Source organism: Halanaerobium sp. MA284_MarDTE_T2, from assembly GCF_003337245.1.
In the GTDB taxonomy this organism is placed as follows: Bacteria; Bacillota; Halanaerobiia; order Halanaerobiales; family Halanaerobiaceae; genus QPJE01.
In genome coordinates, this window is sequence record NZ_QPJE01000001.1 from 81,074 (window position 1) to 105,565 (window position 24,492).

Below are 24,492 nucleotides of genomic sequence, written 5' to 3' on the forward strand. Positions count from 1 at the left end.
TATGATAAATAAAATAGTATATCCAGGCAGTTTTGATCCAGTAACTTATGGGCATTTAGATATAGTTGAAAGGGCAGCGAATATTTTTGATGAGGTTATAATTTCTGTTTTTTTAAATCCCAATAAAGATCCGGTGTTTACCATGGAGGAAAGAGTTAATTTGCTTAAAGAATCTACTAAACATATTAAAAATGTTAGTGTGGATTCCTTTTCGGGTCTTACAACAGAATATGTTAAATCAGTTGGTGGTGAAGCAATATTGAGAGGGCTCAGAGCTGTTTCAGATTTTGAAGGTGAATTTCAGATGTCATCAATGAATAAATATCTCAATAAAGAAATAGAAACTATTTTTTTGATGACAGATTCTAAATATGCTTTTTTAAGTTCAACAGTAATCAGAGAAGCCGCTTATTTTGGTGGAGATATAAGTGATCTGGTGCCTGAATTTGTAGCAGAAAAATTAAAAAATAAAATGGCTGCTGTTCGGAGTGATCAAGATGGAAAAAATTAAAATTATAACTGTGAGTACTTCAGGTCTGCAGTATTCATAATGCAGGATTTGCCATTCCAAAATTTTAGGATAAAATATGTTTTATACCATACAGGAGGAGTTAACAAATGACATTAACCAGTTTTTTAAAACTGGTAGAGATAAGAACCAAAATTGCCAGTATTACTCCCTTTATACTGGGAAACATATATGCTTTTTATTTTTACAGGAGCTTTAATTTACATAATTTTTTGCTTATGTTTTTATCTCTTCTTTCTATAGATATGGCTACAACAGCGATTAATAATTATCAGGATTACAAAAAAGCACAGCAGAAAAAAGGATATAATTATGAATCACATAATGCAGTTGTAAAATATAATTTATCGGTAAAAAATGTTAAAATTGTTATTGGATCACTACTGACTGCTGCTTCAGCTTTTGGCGTTTTGCTGTTTTTAAATACTGATATTGTTGTTCTGCTTTTGGGTGTGATATCTTTTTTAATAGGTATTTTATATACTTGTGGCCCGATTCCAATTTCGAGAACACCTGCTGGTGAAATTTTTTCTGGGTTTTTAATGGGTTTTTTAATTCCAATGCTGACTATTTATATACATAATATGAGTTTAATCAATATTTTTACAGAAGGAGTATTTTTTACTGTTCAATTCAATTGGATAGAGATATTAAAAATATTTTTAGCAACATTCCCTCTTACTGCAGGTATTGCTAATATTATGCTTGCCAATAATATTTGTGATATAGAAGATGATTTAGAAAACAATAGATATACTCTGCCAATATATATTGGCAGAGATAAATCTCTAAAATTATTTAAAATTTTTTATTATTTATGTTATTTATTTATACTGATTACAGCTGTTTTTAAGATAGTTCCTTTTTATTCTCTTTTAACTTTTGTAACTATTCCTGCAGTAGTAAAAAATATAAATTATTTTTTGCAAAAACAGGACAAAAAAGAAACTTTTATACTGTCTATTAAAAACTTTATTATAATAAATTACAGCTATATTATTTCTTTCTTAATTGCTTTTATTATTAAATATAAATTTTAGTTAAAATAAAACTGTACCTACTTTTTGTAATAGTTTATTATTTGTCAGCGTTTATTGTCGTAAATAAAACAAATACAATGTTATTTGACGTAACGGAATTTAACGAAGGAGGAAATAATATGAGTTTATTAGGAAATATTATCTGGTTTATTTTTGGGGGATTTATAGAAGCTGTAGGCTGGTGGTTTTTTGGGATATTATGGTATGCAACAATAATTGGAATTCCGGTGGGTAAACAGTGTTTTAAACTTGCTAAAATGCAGCTTGCTCCTTTTGGAAAAAAGTGGTAGAAAAAGAAAGTTCCACTATTGGATTTATTGCCAATATAATCTGGATAATATTTTTTGGCTGGGAACTTGCTGTGGCAAATCTAATATCTGCTTTAATATTTGCTGTTACAATTATCGGCATTCCCTTTGCCAAACAGAGTTTAAAATTGGCTTATTTATCTTTAATGCCGTTTGGTAAAGATATAAAATAAAGAAATTTATGAGGTGAGTTTTTTTGTATATTGAAGACTGTGCACTTGTGCTGGAAGGTGGAGGAATGAGAGGTGCTTTTACAGCAGGTATTATAAAATTTTTGCTGGAAAAGAATCTTATATTTGAATATGTTGTTGGAGTTTCAGCTGGGGCAAATAATGGAGCTAATTATGTTTCCAGACAGGTTGATAGAAACAAAAAAATATTTGTTGATTTAGTGGAAGATGAGAGGTATATGGGTATAAAAAATCTTATTAAAGAAGGCAATTATTTTGGTATGGATTTTTTGTTTCATGAGCTTCCACATAAAATACTTCCTTTTGATTATGAAAACTTTTTAAAATCAAACAGCAAACTGGTTGTTGGTGTTACAGACTGTACAGCAGGAAAAGCTGTTTTTTTACAACCTAAAAATTGCGGCAGCCAGAAAAAAATAGACAAGATTTTTAAAGCTACAAGCAGTCTGCCTTTAATTTCTACTCCTGTTAAAATGGGAGGGAGAGTATATTTTGATGGTGGAATTACAGCACCTATACCGGTTAATAGGGCTGAGGCTGATGGATATAAAAAAAATCTGATCGTTTTAACACGAGAAAATAATTACAGGAAAAAACCTTTAAAAGCGGGTTTTTTATTGAATTTTTTTCTTAAAGATTATCCACAACTGGTTGATCAACTTAAAAATCGCTATAAAGTTTATAACCGAACTATAGATTATATCAGAAAGAAAGAAAAAAAAGGAGATTTTTTTGTTTTTAGACCGCAAAATTTGGCTATAGATAGATTTAGTAAAGATAAAGAAAAATTAAAAGAACTTTATAATTCGGCTTATAAAATTGCAGAAAATCGTTCTAAAGAACTATTAGACTGGCTGAAAAGCTGACTGATGAATTTAAAAGGGAGTTTTTAATATGGAGTTGAGGTTGGAAAGGTGGATAAATCATCGAATTGTTAAAGCAATGGCTGAATTTGAAATGATTGAAGAAGGAGATAATGTTTTGGTTGGACTTTCCGGTGGTAAAGACAGCAGTTTTTTGCTTTATGCTCTGGCAGTATTAAAAAAATATTTTTCTGTTCAATTTAATTTGAAAGCAGCAACTGTTAACCCTGGCTTTAATGATAAAGAAATTTATGATGATTTATCTTTTTTTGCAGATGAATTAAATATACAGTATGAGATTATTGAAACTGAAATTGCTCAATATATTTTAAATGAAGATGTAGATAATCCATGTTCAAAATGTGCACATTTTCGAAAAGGAGCACTTGTCAGCTATATGAAAGAAAACAATTGTAATAAACTGGCTTTTGGTCATCATTATGATGATGCTGTGGAAACTTTTTTGATGAGTATTATTTATTCAGGGCAGATATCTTCACTGCAGCCTTTTCGCTATTTAAGCCAGAATAATGTTTATATAATTCGTCCACTGATTTTTCTGCGTGAAGATACAATAATTAGGGAGATCAAAAAACTGGATATAAATATTTTAGAAAGTAATTGTCCTTATGATAAAATGAACAAAAGAGCTGAAATAAAAGAAAGTTTTGCTGATTTATTTAGGAATAAACAGCTTTTTTATAATACTGCCGCTGCAATGAGGGCTGGAAGAAGAATAGAACTCTGGCCTGAAAAAAAAGATGAAAAAATGATAAGTGAAAAGATGAATTATTTTTGGAAAGGTAAATGAGATATAAAATCATTTTATGCCAGTATTGAAGCATCCCTTAGAGATTGGGATTCTTTTGAAGTACCTCATTTTTAATACAGCCTGTATACTGTGTTAAAAGAAAATTATAATCGAATTCACAGTACAATTGGAGGACATAAAAAATGAATTATGACAGAGGAAATAAAAAAGGCAGATTAATTTTGGAAGCTTGTAATTTTGGGAGCTTGTAATATTGTAAATTTAATTGAAGAGTAATTAGATTTATTTTTAGCAGTAATTTGAAGGAATTAGACAGCATTTGTAGAAATTAATAATTAAAGCTGTTCGGCTGATCTTTATACAAATTTTATTATTATAAAAAGGGGAGATAATGTGTTAAAAGATCTGGTATTAAAAAACAGAAGTGTAAGACGATTTCAGGAAAAGAAGAAAATTGGCAGAAAAACTCTTGAAGAACTTATTGATTTTGCACGAATAACACCCTCGGCATCCAATCTGCAGCCCTTAAAATATTTAATTTTTGAGAGTGAAGGTAATGATAAAATTTTTCCATATACAAACTGGGCAGGATATTTAAAAGACTGGGATGGACCTGAAGAAGGTGAAAGACCAGCTGCATATATTGTAGTTGTGGGAGACAGGGAAATTTCCACAAATTACTGGGCTGATCCTGGAATAGCAATGCAGACAATTTTATTGAGAGCAGTAGAAAAAGGATTCAATGGGTGCATTTTGGGAGCAATTGATAAAAAAGGAATTCGAACTAAAATTGAGCTTGATGAAAGGTATGATATTTTATATGTAGTTGCTCTTGGTTATCCAGCTGAAGAAGTGGTTCTGGAAAAATGCGAGGATGATGATATTAAATACTGGCGTGATAATAATGATCTTCATCATGTTCCAAAGAGGAAACTTGAGGATATTATATTAAATTAGAATAAAGTTAAGATAAAGTTACGATAAACTGCCGCTTCAGCGGCAGTTTTAATAATTATATTTATAGGGTGATAATATTGATATCAAGAAGAGATCAGAATAAAATTGATAAAAATGAGTATAATAAAAAAAAATTGGACTTGATTTGTTTTCATTTACAATCTGCCATTATTTCCTGGAACAGAGAAGGGAAAATCATTGATTGGAATAGAGCTGCTGAAGAACTTTTTGGCTGGAAAAAGGAAGAAATTATAGGTAGAGATTTTCTAACAACTTTAATAGTTGACAAAGACCGTGATAAATGGAAAAAAATTCAGGATAAATTATACAGTAAAGTTTCAAATGAAATAAAATCTGAAGCTGTAGATAAAAAGGGAAATTTTATTATATGCAGGTGGAAAAATTTTGTAATCAAAGAAGAAGAAAATATAAAAGAAATAATCTCAATAGGCGAAAATATCAGTCAGGAAATAGATAAAGAAAATAAGATTTCAAATCTAATCAAAGCTATAAATGAAACTGATAATTGGGTTGTTATAACAGATCCAGATGGAAATATTGAATATGCTAACACTACAGTAGAAGATGTGACAGGATATAAAAAAGAAGAAATTATAGGTAAAAATCCATCTATTTTTAAATCAGGAAAACACAAAAAATCTTTTTATAAAAATATGTGGGAAACTATCAAATCAGGTAATGTTTTTAATGATATTTTAATAAATAAAAAAAGGAACGGAGAACTTTTCTATTCTGAACAGACAATTACTCCCATTCAGTCAGATGATGGTGAACTATTAAATTTTATATCAGTGGGAAAAGATATAACTAAAAATGAAAAATTAAGAAAAAAATTAATATATATCTCTAATTATGATATTTCATCCGGCCTGCCAAACAAAAGAGCTTTTAAGACAAAATTAGAAAAATTAATTGAATTTGAAGAGGAAAAAGTCAAAGCTGTATTTGTTATAAGTATAAGTGATGTAAAATATTTTAATGATATTTATCGAAAAAATGATGATGAGAAAAACTTTATTAGAGCTGCAGCTGATTGGATTATGGAATATCTTGAAGAAGATAGTTTGCTGGTAAATATTGATGAAAATTATTTTATTTCATATTTGGAAGGAAATGAATTTGCTTTACTGGTAAATGATTTTGACAGCAGTAATGATATTTATGGACTGGCTGAAAAAATAATAGAAATTTTTAAAAATCCGATTGTTTTTAATAACGAATATTTAATGCTTTCTGTGAAAATTGGTATATCATTATATCCTGAAGATGACACTACAGCTGAAGAACTGATCTCTAAGGCAGAAATTGCTACTATAACAATTTCTAAAAACAGATATGCTTTTTTTGATGAAAAAAATAATATTTATATTAAAAAATACAGCAAAATGGAAGCAGAGATGAAGAGAGCTCTGGAAAAAGATGAATTTTTGCTGTATTATCAGCCTTACTATAATGGGAAGACTGAAGAAGTTTTTGCTGCTGAAGCACTGCTGAGGTGGAGAGATCCTAACAAAGGAATTATATCTCCAGCAGAATTTATACCTGTACTGGAAGAGTCAGGGATGATAATAGATGTTGGGCTGCTTGTTGTTAAAAAAGTATTAGAAATGTTTTATAAAATTGAAAATAATAATATAAATTCTGTACCTTTATCTATTAATTTATCACCTATACAGCTCAATGATTCTGCACATCTGGAATCAATATTTGAAATTGTTTCTGATAGTAATATTAGTTCTGATTTAATCACCTTTGAAATTACAGAATCAAGTGTGATGGAAAATGTGCAATATACATTTGAAATTATGAAAAAAATGAAAGAAAATAAATTTTCTATATCTATAGATGATTTTGGAACTGGATATTCCTCTTTAAGTTACCTTCAAAAATTTCCAGTTGATTTTTTAAAAATTGATTTAAGCTTTATCCAAAATATGAGAAAAGGAAAAGAGGCAGAAAGTATAGTAGAATTTATAATTAAGATGGCCCATCTTTTGGGAATGAAAACAATAGCTGAAGGTGTTGAAAATAAGTTTGAATTAAAAAAATTGAATTCATATAATAATGATTTTATTCAGGGATTTTATTTTAGTCCTCCATTAGAAGAAGATAAGTTTATCTCATATCTGCTGAAGGAGAAAAATAGATAATATGAAAAATAATATAAAATTTATCCATGCTGCGGATATTCATCTTGGTAGTTCACTTCATTATTCCGGAAATTATTCCACAAATATTCGTAATATGGCTGATAATGCACTACAGAGAGCCTGGAATAATTTAATAGAATGCTGCTGTAAAAATGAGGTGGATTTTTTGCTGCTGGCTGGCGATATTCTTGACAGTGATCAAAGATCTATAAAAGCTCTTGATATATTCATTGATGGCTGTAAGAGATTAAGTGAACAAAATATTGAAATTTATATGATTACAGGAAATCACGATAGTGGAGCAGATTTTGATGATTTAATAGAGCTGCCGAAAAATTTAAATATTTTTTCTGCCAAAAATCCTGAGTTAAAAAAATTCAAAAAAAATGGCAGAGAAAGAGTGAATTTAATCGGCCAGTCATATTCTGGCCATCAGGAACGGGATCCAATTTTTGAAAATTATATTTTTCCTCAAAATGAACTTTTGAATATTGCTTTACTTCATACACAGCTTGAGGGTAAAAACAGCAAATATGTACCTGTTTCCAGAAATGAATTAACTGCCGTAAAAAAAGTTGATTATTGGGCATTAGGACATATTCATCAGGCTCAAATCATTAATCATAAAAATCCTGCCGTTTTTTTCTCGGGCAACATACAGGGAAGAGATTTTGGAGAACAGCTGCAGGGAGGTGCCCTGCTGGTTGAATTTGAGAATAAAAAGCTGACAGATGTACAATTTCTTGCTCTTTCTGATACTATTTATATGGATCTATATGTAGATATTACTGGTAAAAAGATAAAAAATCTTACCGAAATGATGGATTTAATGGTCAGTAAATTTAAGTCAGCTTTTGCAGAAATGAAATTTATTCCTGATTCTTTTAAAAATAATTATAAAAAGCAGCATATTCAAATTGTTCTGCTGAGGTGGATTATTAAAGGCAGGGGAGATGCTGCAGAAATTTTATTAGAAGATGAAGAAGGGGTTAATGAATATTTAACAAAAAAATTAAACAGAAATTTAAATGATAAAGATGGCTTTTTTTTGACAGAAGAAATTGTCAATTTGACAGAAAATATTTTTTTAGATAATGAAATGGAAAATAAAATTAAAGAAAGTGAAATTTTTAGAGAAATTGATGCAGTAAAAAATGATTTATTAAATAAAGAAGATATGGTTTTAATATCTGAAATAATGGGAGAAATCTGGCAGCTTAATGATTCATCAGACCCCCATTATTTTGAAATAGACAAAAATTTAATTGAAAGGCTTTTAAATAAGGCGGAATTTGAAATACTTAAATCTCTCTTTGGGGGGAGGTAATTGATTTGTACATAAAAAATTTATATATAAAAGATTTTGGAGTTTTTCGCATTTCAGAGCTCAAAGGACTTATTAACGGATTAAATATCATAGCAGGAGAAAATAGATCTGGGAAAACTACACTTTATAAAATTATGATGAACTTGGGTTATGGATTTAGTAAAAGTATGAATATACCAAATCCAGTTAATAAATATGTTGTAGAAGCTGAAATAATAGATAATAGCAAGGATTACAGTGTACAGTTAAATGGATATTCTTATCCTGTAGTACAGATCAAAAATAATTGTGAGAGTAAAGCTTCAGTTAAAGAAACTGCAAAACAGCTTTACGGAAATATGGATGAATTTTCCTATCAAAATATTTTTGGAATTTCTCTGGATTATCTCCGCACATTTCCGGTTGGATATACAAATAAAGAACTGTCCAAACTTCAATCTGTTTTACTTGGAGCCGGATTTAATCAGATAAAGAAAATTCCAGAAATTAAAGAAAAATATTTAAAAGAAGCTAAAAATATTGGTGGGAAATATGGCAGAACAAATGTAGGTGAATTTAAACCCTATTACAGTCAAATAGATGAAGGATTGGAACTGCAGGAAAAAGCAAGAAATGATTTTGATAAATATTACAGGTTAAAAAAAGAGAGAAAAAGTTTGCTTCAGGAAAAAGAAGAAACCGCTTTAAAAATTGATCAAAAAAACAAAAAACTTGATTTTTTGGATCTGCTGGAAAAAAACTATGATTCAATTGAAAAATATATTAGATTAAACAATAAAATCAAAAAATTTTCTCATCTTAACAATTTACAGATTGATGAAGATAAAATAAAGGAGTTTGAAAAACTAAAAGAAAAATATAAAAATAATAATAAAAAAATATCAGAGCTTAAACTGGAATCAAGAAAAGTTTCTTCTTTGAATATTGAAGAACAGCAGAATATTTTAAATTATAAGAATAAAATTATACATAATGCCAGAAATATATCATTTTATCTGGAAAAAATAAGGAACTGGTACAAATCTGCATCAGAATTAAAAGATGAGAAAACAGAAATTATATTTAGATTTGAAAGTTTGCTGAAAAAGAATTTAACTGTTTCTACAAAAATTGATAAGGTTGTGAATTCAGAAATTAAAAGATCACGGCAGGATGCTGAAAAAATTGACAGTATAAAAATAGAGTTGGAGAGGCTGAATCTGGAAAAATATAGCAGAAAAAGAGAAATAGATGATTTAAAAGAAAAAATTGAAGAATTGAAAAATTATACTTCAGATAAAAATTGGTTTTTTTATTCTATAGTATTCCTATTAATTTTAAGTGGAGTCTTACTTTCTTTTTTTAGTAAAAATTTTTTGGCTGGAATTTTATCAATATTTTCTGGAACAATTATTTTTAGTTATTTTATATATAATGAATATAGGATTAAAAAGGAAAAAAAGAAAGATATCGAAGAAATAGAAGAAAAAATAAAACTAGTCAAAATAGAAAAGGATAGTCTAGAAAAAAATATTTATGCTAAAAATAAAAAATTAGAAATTCTAAAAAATAGATTAGATATTTATAGTAAAACTTTCTGTTTTCCTGAAACATTAGATTACAGTTTATTACCTGATTTTATAGAGGAATTATATGATCTGCAAAATGACTGGAGAAATTGGCTCAGCAATGCAAGAAAATTTAAAGACATCACTGATGATATTATTTCTAAATATAGAGCTGTAAATAACCTATATAGAGATCTTAATAAATTTAGTGATGATATATATTGCTTTGATAAAATAAGTGAATTTAAAGCTTATAGGAAGCATACAGAGCAGTTTGATTTACTTGAAAAAATACTGGTATCTAATACAAAACTACAGAAAATAAAAAATGAAAATAAAGAAATTATACATTCTATTAAATTAATATATAATGAAATTTTTAATGCAAGTAAATATGAAGATAGAACAATGATTGAAGATTTGGAAAAATTTTTTAATGATTATAATAAATTTTTGATTTTAAAAGAAGAAAAAAACAGTATCTATGAGAAGATAACATACAGTCTATATTCAAAAAATAATGATGAAAATGGGTTTGATTCTAAAGGTGAATTTGAAAAAATTCTGCGGGGTTTTTCTCAATATAATTCTAAAAAAAGGGTAGAAACTGAAAGACAGGATACAGAAGTTGAATTAAATAATCTTAAAAAAAGAAGAGAAAATATTATATTAAAAGTTCAGGATATTGAGACTAAATTAGAAGAATTAAGTTCCCAAGCAAAATTAAATGAAAGCAGGAGGAAAATAGATAAAGCTCGAAAAAACCTAAAAAAAATTGCTGAAAAATATGCGGTAAATAAACTGGTTTGCTTAATATTGGATAAACTTCAGGAAAATTTTTATAAAAAAATCAAAAATGAATATTTAAAAGATGCTTCAGAAATATTTAAATATCTAAGCAACAATGATTATAATAAGATAGTTCCTGGAGATGATCTCTGGTCTGCTAAATTGGATATTGTAAATAATGAAGATAAAATATATCACAGTCATGATATGCTGAGTAGAGGTACAGAAGAACAGTTGTTTTTGTCTGTAAGACTGAGTAGAATAAGAAAGATAAAACCACCACTTCCTGTTATTATTGATGATTCTCTGGTCAATTTTGATATTAAACATTTAGAAAGGGCTGTTGATGAAATTTTAAAATTGTCCAAACAAAATCAGATTATTCTATTGACCTGTCACAAAAGAATTATAGAAATGGTTGAGAAAAAAGAAACAGCCAGCAAGAGCTGGCTGCTAAAAAAAGGCAGCTTTGTAGAAAAAGATTTAAAGCATCTTAAAAAAGAAATGTCTTTTTTTTAAAAGAAAATATATTTTTAAGCTGTTTTTGTATTTTGAACTTCAGAAGATACATCTTCATTTTCTGCTTTAGAACCTGCAAAGTTTACGATTAAATAAAGTATCAATGTTCCAATCGGAAGTAAATAAAATGCTGATATGCCAAATCCAGCAGGTAGAAAACCGAATAAAGCTGCTACTGAACCTACAGTAAGCGCATAAGGCATTTGTGTTTTTACATGATCCATATGGTCTACCGCAGATGCAGTTGAGGACATTATGGTTGTATCAGATATAGGTGAACAGTGATCTCCCATTACTCCTGCTGTTAAAACTGCACCTATTGTTGGCAGCATAGGGATACCTATGGAATTTGCCAGTGGAATTGCTAGTGGCATTACTATAGCAACAGTTCCCCAGGAACTTCCAATAGTAAAAGCTATAAATGAAGAAATAATAAATAAAAGCATCGGAACTATTTCTGGCATTATATTTCCTTCCAGAATTCCTACAATATAATTAGCTGTACCTAAATCTTCTGTTATACTTCCAATTGACCAGGCAAGAATTAGTATCATACAGGCAATAAACATAGATTTTGCCCCATCAATCCAGCCGTTTAATATTTCCGAGATATTTAAAATTCTTCTACTTAATGCCAGAATACCTGCAATTAAGCTGCCGCTTATTGCTGCCCAGAGAAGAACAATACTTGCATCAGCATTCCCAAAAGCATCCTGAATAGAAGTACCTTCAGTCATTCCTCCACCATTGTACCAGAGGCCGATAATTGTAATCACTATAACACCCAAAATAGGTAAAAATGAATTGGAGAAAGAAAAACTCTGACCTTCAGGCTGTTCAATTTCTTCCATTTCCTGTGATACCATTGGTGTTGAACCGGGTCTTAATGTTTCACCAGTTTTTCTTGCTCTTTTTTCTGCTGCCAGCATCGGTCCAAAATCTTTTCCACTGAAAATAATGATTAGTGCAAAAACAAGAGCTAAAATGCTGTAAAATCTAAAGGGAATTGTCTGTACAAAAGTTGCATATGCATTTAGTTCAATATTTAATGCATCAAATCCATCTTTAATCAAACCTACTTCAAAGGCTATCCAGGTTGAAATAGGAACAATACTCGAAACAGCTGCTGCCGTTAAATCAACCAGAAAGGCAAGCTTTTCTCGAGAAATTTTCATTCTATCTGTAATCGGGCGCATTGTGTTACCTACAATTAATGTATTGGCATAATCATCAAAGAATATCAGTACCCCCATAAGCCAGGCGGCAAATTGAGTTTTTCTAATTGACTGAGCTTTTCGGGCAACATATTCACCAATCGCCAGTATCCCTCCAGCTTTATTAATAATTCCTATCATTCCTCCCATAGCCAGTAAAAATAATATAATCCCGGCATTCCATGAGTCGGCTAGAGAGGCCAGTATATAATTATCAAGTGTATGCATAAAAGCAGTAATTGGATTAATGTTAATTATAACTGCACCAGCAAAAACTCCAAGAAATAATGATAATATAACTTCCTTACTCCACCAGGCAAGCAGAATTGCCAGCATTGGTGGAATCAGTGACAAAATTCCATAATTATCCATATTTAAACATCCTTCCTGTTATCTTTTATAAACTAGTTATTTTAATTCCAGTAAACTTTTCCATTTATAGATACAGCGGCAACCTTTATATTTCTAATTTCTTCTTCTGCAGTCAAAAAGGGATTATTATCTAATATAACAAAATCAGCTTTATAATCCTTTTTAATCTGACCAATTTGATTATCCATAAAACAATTATATGCAGCATTTTTTGTGTAAAGTTTAAGAGCTTCCTGGACAGTTAATTTTTCCCATGGTTGCCACCCTCCAGCTGGATTATAATCTCTGTCCTGTCTAGTAACAGCACAGGAGATACCCCAGATTGGATTCGGAGATTCTACAGGACAGTCAGAACCACCTGCAGCATTAATACCAAGATTAAACATTGTCTTCCAGGCGTATGTTCCAATTTCTCTTTCCTTACCAATTCTTTTAGAAACAATAGTCCAGTCAGTGGCAGTAAAAGGCGGCTGAATGTCAGCCTGCAGATTAAGTTCTGCCATTCTGTTCAATAAATCATAATCAGTAATCTGACAGTGGATTATTCTATTCCTCAAACCACTTCCATATCTTTTTTGAAGTCTCTCCATAATATCAATAAAGAGAGCAACAGTTCTATCACCAATTGCATGACAGGCAATCTGCATTCCATTTTTTAGAGCTATTTCTGATAAATTATATAATTTCTGTTTTCCATAGACAAGTTTTCCAAATTGATTTTCTTCATCAGCATAACTTTCCCGTAAAGCAGCAGTTCTTGCTCCCAGAGAGCCATCAGCTAGCACTTTTAGAGGTCCAAGAGTTAAGTAGTCATCATAATAAGTTATCAGATTATTTTTTAAAAATTCATTAATTTCTTCAGGGGTTTTCAGCCTAAGCTGTAGATTAAATTTAATAGGTAATTTATTTTCATCGGCCAGCTCATAATAGGCCTGCAGTACTTTCTGAAAATCGACATTTGCACTATCAAGATCATCTGTTTGAACAGCAGTTATACCTTTTTTTCTCAGCATTTTTCCGGCTTTAACTAGATAATTTTTTATATCTTCAACAGATAGAGGTGGCATATTTTCATAAATTAAATCCATTGCTTTTTCTGCAAAAATTCCATTAGGATTTTCATTATCATCCAAATAGATTTTTCCACCATCAATATATGTATCAGAATCTATATCAATTTTTTTTAAAGCAGCCGAATTTGCAGTTAATAAATGTCCACAGGTTCGGGTCAAAACAATTGGTCTTGATGTTGAAATTTTATCAAGATCACATCTTGTAGGCATTCTTTTTTCAATAAAATTTTCCTGATTCCAGCCTCTGCCAAAAATCCATTCATTTTCTTTCGGTTTTTTTTCTTCAATAAATTTTTGTACAGCTGAAATCATTTCTTCAATTGAATTTACACTGTTTAAATCAACCATATCCAGTGTCATACCATAGGCTAATACATGCATATGACTGTCATTAAATCCAGGCAGAAGAGTTTGTCCGTTTAGATCAATTAACTGGTATTCATCTTTGATTTTAGTATTGAAATCAATTATCTTATCATTTTCTATAAGCACATTATTTACAGTAGGATTTTTTTCATCCATTGTATATATATAACCATTATAAAAGAGCTTTTTTGTCATTTTAATCATCCTTTTTTATGTGGATCCAGATAGTCTCTAATACCATCACCCATTAAGTTTAATCCTAAGATTGTCATCACTATAGCAATACCTGGATAAATCATAATCCAGGGAGCAGTCCATATATAATCCCTGCCATTACTCAACATAGTTCCCCAACTGGGAGTTGGAGGTTGAGCTCCTATACCCAGAAAACTCAAACTGGATTCTATTAAAATTGCTGAGGCTACTCCAAAAGTTGCAATAACTAATACCGGTCCAATAATATTGGGAAGAATATGCTTAAAAATGATTCTGAAGTTTGAAGCTCCAATAGCTCTGGCTGCAGAAATATATTCCTTTTTTTTAATAGAAAGTGTCTGTGCTCTTGTGACACGGCAGGTATAAGTCCAGAGAGTAAATCCTAAAGCAATAAAAATATTAATCAAACCCGGTCCCAGCACTGCCATAATTGCCAGAGCCAAAATTAGTGGAGGAATAGAGAGCATAATATTTGTAATATTCATTATAAGATCATCTATTTTTCCACCAGCATATCCAGCAATAAGTCCCAGGCTAACACCTATAAAAGTGTTAATTATTTGAGTAATTATGCCGATACTCAAAGAAATTCTTGCTCCAAAAATTATTCTGCTGAAAATGTCGCGTCCCTGTCGGTCGGTTCCCAGCTTAAATTCACTGCCGGGAGATTCCAGGCTGTTTAATAAATTGGCATCATCAATAGGATCATAAGGAGCAATAAGCGGGGCAAAAACTGCAGCAAATATGACAATAACTGTAATAAATAAACCAATTGTAAGCTGTGGATTTTTCTTTATTTTTTTAATCATATATAGGCCCCCTAACTATAAGAAATACGTGGATCTAAAAATGCATATAAAATATCAACAAATAAATTAATTAAAATAAAGCAGAGTGCAAAGACCAAGATACATCCCTGTATAGCAGGAATATCTCTCTTGAAAATCGAATTAACAACAAGGTCTCCAATTCCAGGCCAGGCAAAAACTTTTTCCACCACAACGGTATTGGCAAAAACTGTCCCCAGCTGAAGACCCACTATAGTTATAATAGATAGTAATGAATTTCTAAAAATATGTTTAATATTTACAGCAGAATTTGAAAGTCCTTTAGCGCGGGCAGTTCTAACATGGTCATGATTAATTTCATCCAGAACAGCAGACCTGGTAGTTCTTGCAATAAGAGCTATCATGGGAATACTTAAAGTTAAAGCGGGCAGAATAATAAATAGAAAAGAACCATCTCCAGTTCCTGATGCTGGAAGAAAATTATGTATAACTGCAAAATAATACATAAGCATTAAACCAAGCCAGAATCGGGGCATTGAAATTCCTAAAATAGCAATTATCATTAAAATTACATCGATCAAAGTACCTCTATATAATGCTGCCATAAATCCAAGAAAAATCCCGACAATAACTGCTGCAATAAATGCTGTGATAACAATTTTGATGGTGCTGAATAATTTTGGAATAATTAAATCAATAACTTTATTTGACGTTCTATAAGAGGTACCCAGATCACATCTTAGGAGATTTCCCATATAAGTCAAATATCTAATATGAAGTGGTTTGTCCAGTCCCCATTTTGCTCTGATATTTGCAATTACCTCTTCATTTTTGGCCATTCTTAAATCTCCGGCCAGTAAGGCAGCATCTCCTGGAAGAACATTAAGAACAACAAATAATAGTGTTAGTAAAATTAAAATTGCTGCTGCAGATTGTGCAATTCGTCTTATTACATATATTAACATTGTTATTTTCGAGAGCAGAAAGATTATCTCCCCACTCTCGAAATTCACCTCCTGCTATTTGCGCGGACTGGAATCATCAATCCAGATTTTATGAAATGGCTGATACGTCATTTCTAAAGCATTTCCTGTAATGCCATGAACCCAGGGCTTATGAATCATTACAGCCTTGTTGTAGTTAAAAAACCAGACTCCAGGATCTTCTACCAGAACTTTTTCTGCCATCTGTACATATTCTATACGCTGTTCTAAATCGACAGTATTCATTGCTTTTTCAATATATTTATCAAATTCTTTGTTGTGGTAATTTCCATAATTCCCTGCATTTCTGGGTATTTCTGACCAAAATGTTGTTGCAAGCTGTTTTACTGGAGAAGAATGCCCTCCCAGCGAGAAAATAAAGGCCTCAAAATCTCCCTGTCTTGCTCTGGTAGCCCAGGTAGCACCATCTACTACTTCAGAAGTGATTTTAAAACCAACATCCTCTAAATAAGGTCTTGCAGCTTCAATAATTGGTATACCCCAGGAAGGATTTGTGGTGCCTATAATATGAATTTTCAGTGGATTTTCCGGTGTATATCCTGCTTCTTCCATTAAACTTCTTGCTTTTTCTGGATTGAATTCATATGCTTCTAATTCTGGATTGTAAGCTATACTACTCGGCGGCAGCCATCCTGTTGCAGCAAATGCTTTTCCATTTAATAACCTATCCACTATAAGCTGTTTGTCAATGGCATAGTTAAATGCCTGTCTAACTCTTTTATCTTTAAATTTTTCTTTATCCATATTAAACATCACATTTCTTATCCATACTTCAGCAACTTCAATAAGCTGGTCTTCATACTGAGGATCATTTTTGAAAACTTTATATTGAGCTGGAGAAACAAGATCAACATCCAGCTGTCCAGATCTAAAAGAAGCAGTGCGTGTAGATGCTTCAGGCATAACTAAAAATTTTATCTGATCAAGATATGGACGGCCATTATAATAATCTTCAAATGCTTCTACTATTACATTTTCGTCCTGGTTCATTTCTACAAACTGGAAAGGACCTGTTCCAACTGGATTCATGCCGAAATCATTTCCAACCTTTTCAGTATAATCTTTTGGCATAATTGCTGCCAGTTCATCTGCCATAGAATTTAAAAATCCAACATCCAGTTCAGAAAGTGTTATTTTGAGTGTATAATCATCAATAATTTTTAATCCAGATAGGTGTTCAGTTTTCCCTTCTGCATACTCTTTTGCTCCAGCAATGCCCTGCACTGTAGGCACAGCGATTGAAGCCTGCTTTGGATCCAGAATTCTTTCAAATGTAAACTGAACATCCTCGGCTGTAAAAGCTTCACCATTGTGAAAAGTTACACCTTCTCTTAAATAAAATGTATAAACTAATCCATTTTCACTTATTTCCCATGATTTTGCTAGATCTGGTTCTATTTTCCCCGAAGATTCGTTATAGCGAACAAGATTGGAGAAAATAGCTTTTGTTATAATCGCCTGTGTTACATCACCTGATTGACCTGGTTCAAGAGTCGTTATACTCTGCTGATAAGGAAGAGGATAATTTAAAGTTCCTCCATATTTTCCACTTTCTTCTGCCAGGACTGAGATTGAGAAACTGAACATAACCATTATTATTATTGAAATAATAAAAATCGAATTATTAGCTCTGTTTATTCTGTGCATTGTAAAACTCCTTTCAGATTTTTGATGGTTTTTTAATGTGAGTGTGAATTGATTTCTAATTACTATCTACTCTCGGCTTCATATTCAGCGAATCTGTTTAAGCTTGTTCATTTTTACTCCCCCCAAAATTAGTTGTAAATGCACTATCAAAAATATTCAAGAAATAAAAAATACCCGGCGATTTAGCCGGGTTAATATATTAACCAGAAAAAATCACCTCTTCCAATATCCGTTTTATGTGAGATAGCGCAACATTATAAGCCCGGATTAGAACTTATAATGACAGTCCTGCATATATTATATACAGACCCAGCAGCAGTTTTTTGAACCGAAAAAACTGTGCTTCGGCAAAACAGCCTTTCACTCTAAAGCAATTAGGTTCTTAAATCTTTAGAGTTACTGATCAGTTCTGCGCCTCTACCTCACCCAGAATTGGATGAGGCATTTTTCTATTAAGTTTAACAGTATTTTATTTGTATAAAAGTATAACTGACATAATAATTTTTGTCAAGGAAAAATAAAATTTTTTTTAGAAAACATTTTTTAATAAAAATGCTTTCCCCATTTTTCAGCTTTAAAAATAATTTTGGAGAAACTCTATTTTATTAACTGGACTTTCCCCATTTTTTATATACTGCTGCAAAAAGGGGAGATACAGGAATATTGAAATTTTTAGTCAATGAATCTTAACGAAATGAAGGAAGAAATAGGGTTGAACTGCAGGATGGAGTGAGCTAATCATGAGTCAGGAGGACTCATTGATTAGTGTGCCCTATTTCACACCCGAATTGAGTTTTAGATAAATCTAAAAATTTCGTTGATGACTAAAGCCCCCTTTTTGCAGCTTGAAAATAAATTTTGGGGAAACTCCTAATTTTATTAAATCTTGCTCTAAACTCTTTGAACATATATAATAAATTTAATGGATTAAATAGAGGTGAAGGTGTTATGAATGATAAAAACTGCAAACTTGGTCTTGCTCTTGGCTCTGGTGGTGCAAGAGGTCTGGCACATATAGGTTTTTTAGAGGTTATGGAAAGGGAAAATATCAAAATCGATTTTATTAGTGGATGCAGTATGGGAAGTTTAATTGGGGGTCTTTATGCAGCTGGAGTTTCGCTTAGATATATTAAAGGACTTGCAGAAGAGATTGACTGGGAACATCTTTCTGATTTAACTTTTCCCAAAAAAGGTCTGCTTAAAGGTGAGAAATTGCTGTTTTTTTTGGAAATATTGAGCAAAAAGAAAGATATAAGTGAACTTAATATACCTTTTTCTGCAGTGGCCTGTGATATTGAACGGGGTGAACATATTGTGTTAAATAGTGGTTCTACAGCTAAGGCTATTCGGGCCAGCACTGCGATACCTGGAGTTTATATTCCTTATAAATATCAAGGTAGACAGCTTGTTGATGGCGGTATAATAGATCCAGTTCCAGTAAAAACATGTTATGACATGGGAGCAGATATTGTTATCGGTGTGGATGTAAGTATTAAAGATATTAATACACCTGTAAATAATATTTTTGATGTTTTGTTAAACACTTTTGATATAATGCAGCTTAACTTTACTGTCAATTATGATTTTAATGCAGATTTATTTATTCAGCCTGAGCTGGGTAATCTTTCGGCTTTTAATCTGGACAAAACTGATTTTTGTATCAAAGCAGGCAGAAGAGCAGCTGAAGATAATTTGGAAAAAATAAAAAAAATAATAGGGAAAGGTAATGATATTAAAGATGAGCAGCAGAATACGAACAAATAAAGTATTATCAAGAATAATTGGAATTATATTTATATTTTACATATTAATTCATTTTATTCCAACTCCATATTATGTTATGTCTCCAGGGATAGCCCAGAAACTTTCTTCAGTTATAAATGTTGAGGGGGGTTACCAGCACAAGGGGGAATTTTTATTAACAGCAGTAGCTTCTAAAAAAGCAACTGTATGGGACTATCTTTATATTAATATATTTAGCCCGAAAGGAAAAGAGCTGGAGCTGATGTCAGAACAGCTCCCCGAAGGAATGGAAATGCAGGAATATATAGAACTTATGGCAAAGATGATGGAAGAAAGCAAGCTGCAGGCACAGGCTGTTGCTTTCAAAAAAGCCGGATATAATGTTGAAGTAAGTGGTGAAGGAGTAGAGGTTGTAGAAGTTATGAAAGATGGAACTGCAGCTGGAAATCTCCAAAAAGGGGACATTATTATAGAAGTAGATGGGAAATCCGTGGAACTGGCAGCTGATGCAGTAAATATCATCAGAAATAGAAAAATTGGAGATAATGTTAAATTAACAGTATTACGAGGTGATGAAAAATTAAAATTTAAATTGAAGACTTTGGAATTGGAAGGAAATCCCGGCAACCCTTCTATAGGTGTTTTAATTACAAGTAAAAATTTAAATTATGATATACCGAGAAAAGTTGAATTTAAAACAGATAATATAATCGGTCCATCTGCCGGCAGTGTATTTGCTCTGGAAATCTATAATCAGCTGACAGAAAAAGATATTACAGGAGGACTTAAAATTGCTGGAACAGGAACAATAAATCTTGATGGAACAGTTGGTCAAATTGATGGTGTTGAACAAAAAATCATTGCCGCTCAAAAAGCTGAAGTTGATTTATTTATTGTTCCAAAAAAGAATTTTTCGGAAGCAGAAAAATATGCGGGAAATCTGCAGCTGCTTTCAGTTAATAATATAGATGATGTTTTAGATTATTTAAAGGAGAATAATGAATAAAATTAGCCTAAAAAAATTGAATTGTTTGAGTAGATTTCTGCAGCTTTTTATAATATGATTTTAAAGATAGGATAAGAAAATGATTTAGATTTTAATTAGTTTTTTATGATAATCTTCTCTTGCTTTTCTTTCTGAAGCTGACTTTCGAAGTAGAGAGTATAGGTCATCAGCCATTATTTCGAAGCTTAAAGTGAGTTTTACAGGATCATCTGTATCAAAATCAGGACTTCTTAATATTTCTGAAGGATTAATAATAAGTGGTAATGCAGAATTATGTTTAATTTGTGTGAGAAGATTTTCGTTTCCTTTTTTAAGACCGAGAATGCGAATATATGGAGGACTGTATTTGTCTATAGTTTTAAGTTCTTTCTTTTTAATATTCAGCCATATATATAATAATGAACGCATGATTCGGGTATTTGTATAATTTTTAGTATGTATCTGTTTTAAAAACTCTGTCAGTTCACCTGTGTTTAAAGCTGATGTAAATATTCTGTTTTCCAGTCCATTTGCTATTTCTGGATATTTCAGCAGCTTTTCTGGAGATAATCTCCTTATTTTTTCAATGATCTGTCTAATAAGCAGCTGGTTATCTGGAATAAATCTACCCTTATTAAGTTCTCTGCTTAGAATATCTAAGGCAGAAGGGGGTACTAAATTTTTGATTTTTTCCCTGGATTTTTTTATGTCATTTTCCCGTATAATTTTCCGGATCAGGCTGGCACTTGCGAATTTTCCTTCTATGAGAGAACTGTGGTAGTCAGGTCCTTTTCTTTTTATATTTCTAATATTTATATTTATGTTGTTTTTCTGTACTGCCTTTAAATATTCTATTCCCAAAATATTGTTTGGATTGGAGACAGCATATTTTATTTCATTTTCTGAATATCTGCTAATATTATTATATAATTTACGGCATTCAATTAAGGCTTTATTTCTAGCTGTCGGATAGTTTAAACCCTGATTTAAATATTCTTTTATCTTTTTTTTGTAAGTTTTGTTTTCATTATTAAAAACATAGGCTATATCTTTAAGAATATCTATATTTTCGTTTTCACTGCCAAAAACAATAGTGTCTATTAGTCCGGTTTCTTTGATCAGGTTAACAGCTGCAGAGGCAAAAAATTTTGCACTGCGCAGACCATAGAGGAGAGGCAGTTCTATAACAAGATCAACACCTGACTTTAAGGCCTGTTCAGTTCTGGCCCATTTATCAATAATTGCTGGAATTCCTCTTTGCGTAAAATTACCGTTCATTACAGCAACTGCAGATTCACTGTCGGTTATCTCTTTAGCCTTGAGAAGATGATAATAATGTCCATTATGGAAAGGATTATATTCAGTAATTAAAGCACATCGTTTCACATTAAATCACCATCCAGTATTTTAAGGTTCTCCCACAAAAAGGTTATTTGCGTCTCTAACTCATTTTTCGGTCAAACTAAAATTCGTTTACAAGCGAAATAAAGACTTCCTAATCAAATGAGACGTCCTGCATCAGGATTAGTTCAGCACATCATGTGTTGAGGTCTTATTTCTCTTTCTAACTCATTAAGATTGATTAACGAAAAATGCCTAATGTTCCGCAAATACCCTTTTTGTGGACACATCATTTTAAATAAATTTAAATAAATTTTTAAAAGTTTTATTATTTTTATTTTCAAAGTTTTTAAAGGAAATTTTTGTTTAATATAGTATTATATATATAATACCAGAAGATTATTATTTTCACAAATTATAAAATCTGGTCAAATACAGGGGGAGGGAATAAATATGGATTTAATTAAAAATTTTAAAGCCAAAGCCGCAGATGATCCTCAAATCATTGTACTGCCTGAAGGTGGAGATGAAAGGGTAATAAGTGCTGCAGAGCAGATTAAAAAAGAAAATTTTGCAGTACCAATTGTGCTCGGAACTGCAGAAGAAGTTGCCGCAGCAGCAGAAAAATCAGGTTCGGATTTATCCGGAATTGAAGTGATTAATCCTAAATATTCAGATCTCAAAGAGAAATTTACGGATGAATTTTTTGAGATTAGAAAACACAAAGGTATAAGCAAAAAAGATGCAGAAAATGCAGTTCTGGATCCGCTTTATTTTGGAACCATGATGATTTATACTGGAGCGGCAGATGGAATGGTAGCTGGAGCTGCTAATGCCACTGGAAATGTTCTGAGACCTGCATTTCAGATTGTAAAGACCAAAGAAGGTATATCTGTTGTTTCCAGTGTATTTATTATGGTGGTAAATGACAAAAGCTATGGTGAAGACGGTGTAATTTTATTTGCGGATTGTGCCGTTAATCCAAATCCTGATGCTGAACAGCTGTCTGAAATTGCAGTTTCTACTGCAGAAACTGCAGAAAAATTATTAGGATTTGAACCTAAAGTTGCAATGCTTTCTTTTTCAACTCGGGGAAGTGCAAAACACGAATTCGTTGATAAAGTTAAGAAGGCTGTTGAATTAGCTCAAAAACAGGCTCCAGATATTGATATTGATGGAGAAATGCAGGCAGATGCAGCACTTGTTCCATCAGTTGCAGAAAGAAAAGCCCCTGACAGCAGTGTATCAGGAAAAGCCAATGTATTAATTTTTCCTGATCTTCAGTCAGGCAATATAGGATATAAACTTGTGCAGAGGCTTGCAGGTGCACAGGCAGTTGGTCCTGTTATGCAGGGACTTGCAAAACCTATTAATGATCTTTCCAGAGGATGTTCGGTGGAAGATATAGTTAACCTTGCTGCTATTACATCAGTTCAAGCACAAAAATAATATAAAAAGATAAAACACAGGAGGAAATTATTAAATGAAAATTTTAGTTATTAATTGTGGTAGTTCTTCAATTAAGTACAAGCTTTTTCAGATGAAAAACGAAAAAGTACTTGCAGATGGTCTTGTTCAGAGAATTGGTATTGAAGATTCCTTTCTGGAATATGAAAACTTTTCTGGGGATGAAATTAAAATTGAAAAGGATATTCCTGACCATAAAACAGGATTAAAAATGGTAATAGATACACTTCTTTCTGATGAACATGGAGTTGTGGAAAATGTAGATGAAATTGAGGCAGTAGGACACAGAGTAGTTCATGGTGCAGAAGAATTTGCAGATTCTGTTTATATTACAGATGAAGTAATTAAAAAATTGGAAGAATGTTCAGATTTAGCTCCTCTACATAATCCGCCCAATCTTGTTGGAATCAAAGTCTGTCAAGAATTATTCCCGGGCAAACCTCAAATTGGTGTATTTGATACTGCTTTTCATCAGACAATGCCGGAAAAAGCATATATTTATGCTCTTCCATATGAGTTTTATGAAAAACATGGTATAAGAAGATATGGATTTCACGGCACATCACACAGATATGTATCCCAACGTGCTTCTGAATTGCTTGAAAAACCCCTATCTGAACTAAAAATTATTACATGTCATTTGGGTAATGGAGCAAGTATTGCAGCTGTAAAAAATGGTAAGTCAGTGGATACAAGTATGGGTTTAACTCCTTTAGAAGGACTTGTTATGGGTACCCGCTGTGGTGATATAGATCCAGCAATCGTACCCTTTATAATGAAAAAGGAAAATCTATCTGCTTCTGAAATAGACACTATAATGAATAAAGAAAGTGGTCTATATGGAGTTTCTGGAGTAAGCAGTGATTGTAGAGATATTGAAGAAGCAGCTAAATCTGGAAATCACAGAGCTGAAATTGCACTTAAGTTATTTAATTATCGTGTTAAAAAATATATTGGAGCTTATACAGCTGCCATGGGTGGTGTTGATGTCATAGTGTTTACTGCTGGTATTGGAGAAAATGCTGTTGAAACAAGAGAGAAAATAATATCCGGACTTGAATATCTGGGAATAGAATTTGATAAAGATGCCAATAACTGCCGTGGTAAAGAAGTAATCATTAGCAGCGAAAGTTCTAAAGTAAAGGTTATGGTTATACCAACAAATGAAGAGCTTGTTATTGCCAGAGATACAAAAGAAATTGTTGCAGAATAAATTCCCTATCATTTTAAGTTTTTGCTTGACAGTCATCTCTTCATTTTATA

General features: G+C 31.6%; 18 protein-coding genes, 1 pseudogene and 1 riboswitch. Of the genes and pseudogenes, 13 read left to right on the forward strand and 6 right to left on the reverse strand.

Going from position 1 to position 24,492, the window contains the following annotated elements; genetic code table 11:
- The first annotated feature begins 1 nt into the window (after window position 1).
- The 9 genes and pseudogenes from coaD to DFR78_RS00425 all read left to right on the forward strand — a co-directional run bounded on the left by coaD (window position 2) and on the right by DFR78_RS00425 (window position 11,013).
- The gene (gene coaD / locus DFR78_RS00385) at window positions 2-511 is read left to right on the forward strand and encodes a pantetheine-phosphate adenylyltransferase (RefSeq protein ID WP_199505513.1); all 510 of its coding nucleotides are present in this window, start codon (window positions 2-4) and stop codon (window positions 509-511) included.
- A gap of 107 nt (window positions 512-618) precedes the next feature.
- On the forward strand, window positions 619-1,569 hold the full coding sequence (locus DFR78_RS00390) for a 1,4-dihydroxy-2-naphthoate polyprenyltransferase (protein WP_114456870.1): 951 nt from the start codon (window positions 619-621) through the stop codon (window positions 1,567-1,569).
- Window positions 1,570-1,688: 119 nt separating this feature from the next.
- Window positions 1,689-2,050, forward strand: a pseudogene (locus DFR78_RS12360) (YccF domain-containing protein).
- 23 nt (window positions 2,051-2,073) lie between these two features.
- Complete coding sequence (locus DFR78_RS00400) at window positions 2,074-2,934, forward strand: patatin family protein (protein WP_114456871.1); 861 nt, start codon at window positions 2,074-2,076, stop codon at window positions 2,932-2,934.
- A gap of 28 nt (window positions 2,935-2,962) precedes the next feature.
- Entirely contained in the window at window positions 2,963-3,742 is a 780-nt protein-coding gene (locus DFR78_RS00405; protein ID WP_114456872.1) for a tRNA 2-thiocytidine biosynthesis TtcA family protein, read from the forward strand.
- Between the two features lie 354 nt (window positions 3,743-4,096).
- Window positions 4,097-4,660 (forward strand): nitroreductase family protein, encoded by a 564-nt coding sequence (locus DFR78_RS00410; RefSeq protein ID WP_114456873.1) that lies wholly within the window; start codon window positions 4,097-4,099, stop codon window positions 4,658-4,660.
- Between the two features lie 77 nt (window positions 4,661-4,737).
- Complete coding sequence (locus DFR78_RS00415; protein WP_114456874.1) at window positions 4,738-6,831, forward strand: bifunctional diguanylate cyclase/phosphodiesterase; 2,094 nt, start codon at window positions 4,738-4,740, stop codon at window positions 6,829-6,831.
- 1 nt (window position 6,832) lies between these two features.
- A complete protein-coding gene (locus DFR78_RS00420) occupies window positions 6,833-8,158 on the forward strand; it encodes a DNA repair exonuclease (RefSeq protein WP_114456875.1) in 1,326 nt (441 codons plus the stop codon).
- Between the two features lie 5 nt (window positions 8,159-8,163).
- The gene (locus DFR78_RS00425) at window positions 8,164-11,013 is read left to right on the forward strand and encodes an ATP-binding protein (RefSeq protein WP_158531680.1); all 2,850 of its coding nucleotides are present in this window, start codon (window positions 8,164-8,166) and stop codon (window positions 11,011-11,013) included.
- A 14-nt stretch (window positions 11,014-11,027) separates the two neighbouring features.
- Here DFR78_RS00425 and DFR78_RS00430 read toward each other — a convergent pair whose 3' ends face one another.
- From DFR78_RS00430 to DFR78_RS00450, 5 genes are read right to left on the reverse strand one after another with little or no spacing between them, the layout of a single operon-like run.
- A complete protein-coding gene (locus DFR78_RS00430) occupies window positions 11,028-12,599 on the reverse strand; it encodes a Na+/H+ antiporter NhaC family protein (protein WP_114456877.1) in 1,572 nt (523 codons plus the stop codon).
- A 41-nt stretch (window positions 12,600-12,640) separates the two neighbouring features.
- Entirely contained in the window at window positions 12,641-14,233 is a 1,593-nt protein-coding gene (locus tag DFR78_RS00435; RefSeq protein WP_114456878.1) for an amidohydrolase, read from the reverse strand.
- Window positions 14,234-14,238: 5 nt separating this feature from the next.
- Complete coding sequence (locus tag DFR78_RS00440; protein ID WP_114456879.1) at window positions 14,239-15,063, reverse strand: ABC transporter permease; 825 nt, start codon at window positions 15,061-15,063, stop codon at window positions 14,239-14,241.
- An 11-nt stretch (window positions 15,064-15,074) separates the two neighbouring features.
- Entirely contained in the window at window positions 15,075-16,055 is a 981-nt protein-coding gene (locus DFR78_RS00445; protein WP_147267740.1) for an ABC transporter permease, read from the reverse strand.
- A 6-nt stretch (window positions 16,056-16,061) separates the two neighbouring features.
- Complete coding sequence (locus DFR78_RS00450) at window positions 16,062-17,693, reverse strand: ABC transporter substrate-binding protein (RefSeq protein ID WP_114456881.1); 1,632 nt, start codon at window positions 17,691-17,693, stop codon at window positions 16,062-16,064.
- Between the two features lie 236 nt (window positions 17,694-17,929).
- A riboswitch (Lysine riboswitch) is annotated at window positions 17,930-18,121 on the reverse strand.
- 520 nt (window positions 18,122-18,641) lie between these two features.
- On the opposite strand from DFR78_RS00450, the gene DFR78_RS00455 reads away from it, so the two are divergent.
- Together DFR78_RS00455 and DFR78_RS00460 are read left to right on the forward strand one after the other, a co-directional pair.
- Window positions 18,642-19,457, forward strand: a complete 816-nt coding sequence (locus tag DFR78_RS00455) for a patatin-like phospholipase family protein (protein ID WP_114456882.1) — start codon at window positions 18,642-18,644, stop codon at window positions 19,455-19,457.
- Window positions 19,420-20,442 (forward strand): PDZ domain-containing protein, encoded by a 1,023-nt coding sequence (locus tag DFR78_RS00460; RefSeq protein WP_233486921.1) that lies wholly within the window; start codon window positions 19,420-19,422, stop codon window positions 20,440-20,442. Before DFR78_RS00455 ends, DFR78_RS00460 begins: the two co-directional genes overlap by 38 nt.
- Window positions 20,443-20,526: 84 nt before the next feature.
- Here DFR78_RS00460 and DFR78_RS00465 read toward each other — a convergent pair whose 3' ends face one another.
- Window positions 20,527-21,807 carry a nucleotidyltransferase gene (locus DFR78_RS00465; RefSeq protein ID WP_114456883.1) on the reverse strand — a complete coding sequence of 427 codons (1,281 nt, stop codon included), beginning with the start codon at window positions 21,805-21,807 and terminating at the stop codon, window positions 20,527-20,529.
- 408 nt (window positions 21,808-22,215) lie between these two features.
- On the opposite strand from DFR78_RS00465, the gene pta reads away from it, so the two are divergent.
- Together pta and DFR78_RS00475 are read left to right on the forward strand one after the other, a co-directional pair.
- Window positions 22,216-23,211 (forward strand): phosphate acetyltransferase, encoded by a 996-nt coding sequence (gene pta, locus DFR78_RS00470; RefSeq protein ID WP_114456884.1) that lies wholly within the window; start codon window positions 22,216-22,218, stop codon window positions 23,209-23,211.
- A gap of 34 nt (window positions 23,212-23,245) precedes the next feature.
- Window positions 23,246-24,442, forward strand: coding sequence for an acetate/propionate family kinase (locus tag DFR78_RS00475; RefSeq protein WP_114456885.1), 1,197 nt, complete (start codon window positions 23,246-23,248; stop codon window positions 24,440-24,442).
- Window positions 24,443-24,492 lie beyond the last annotated feature (50 nt).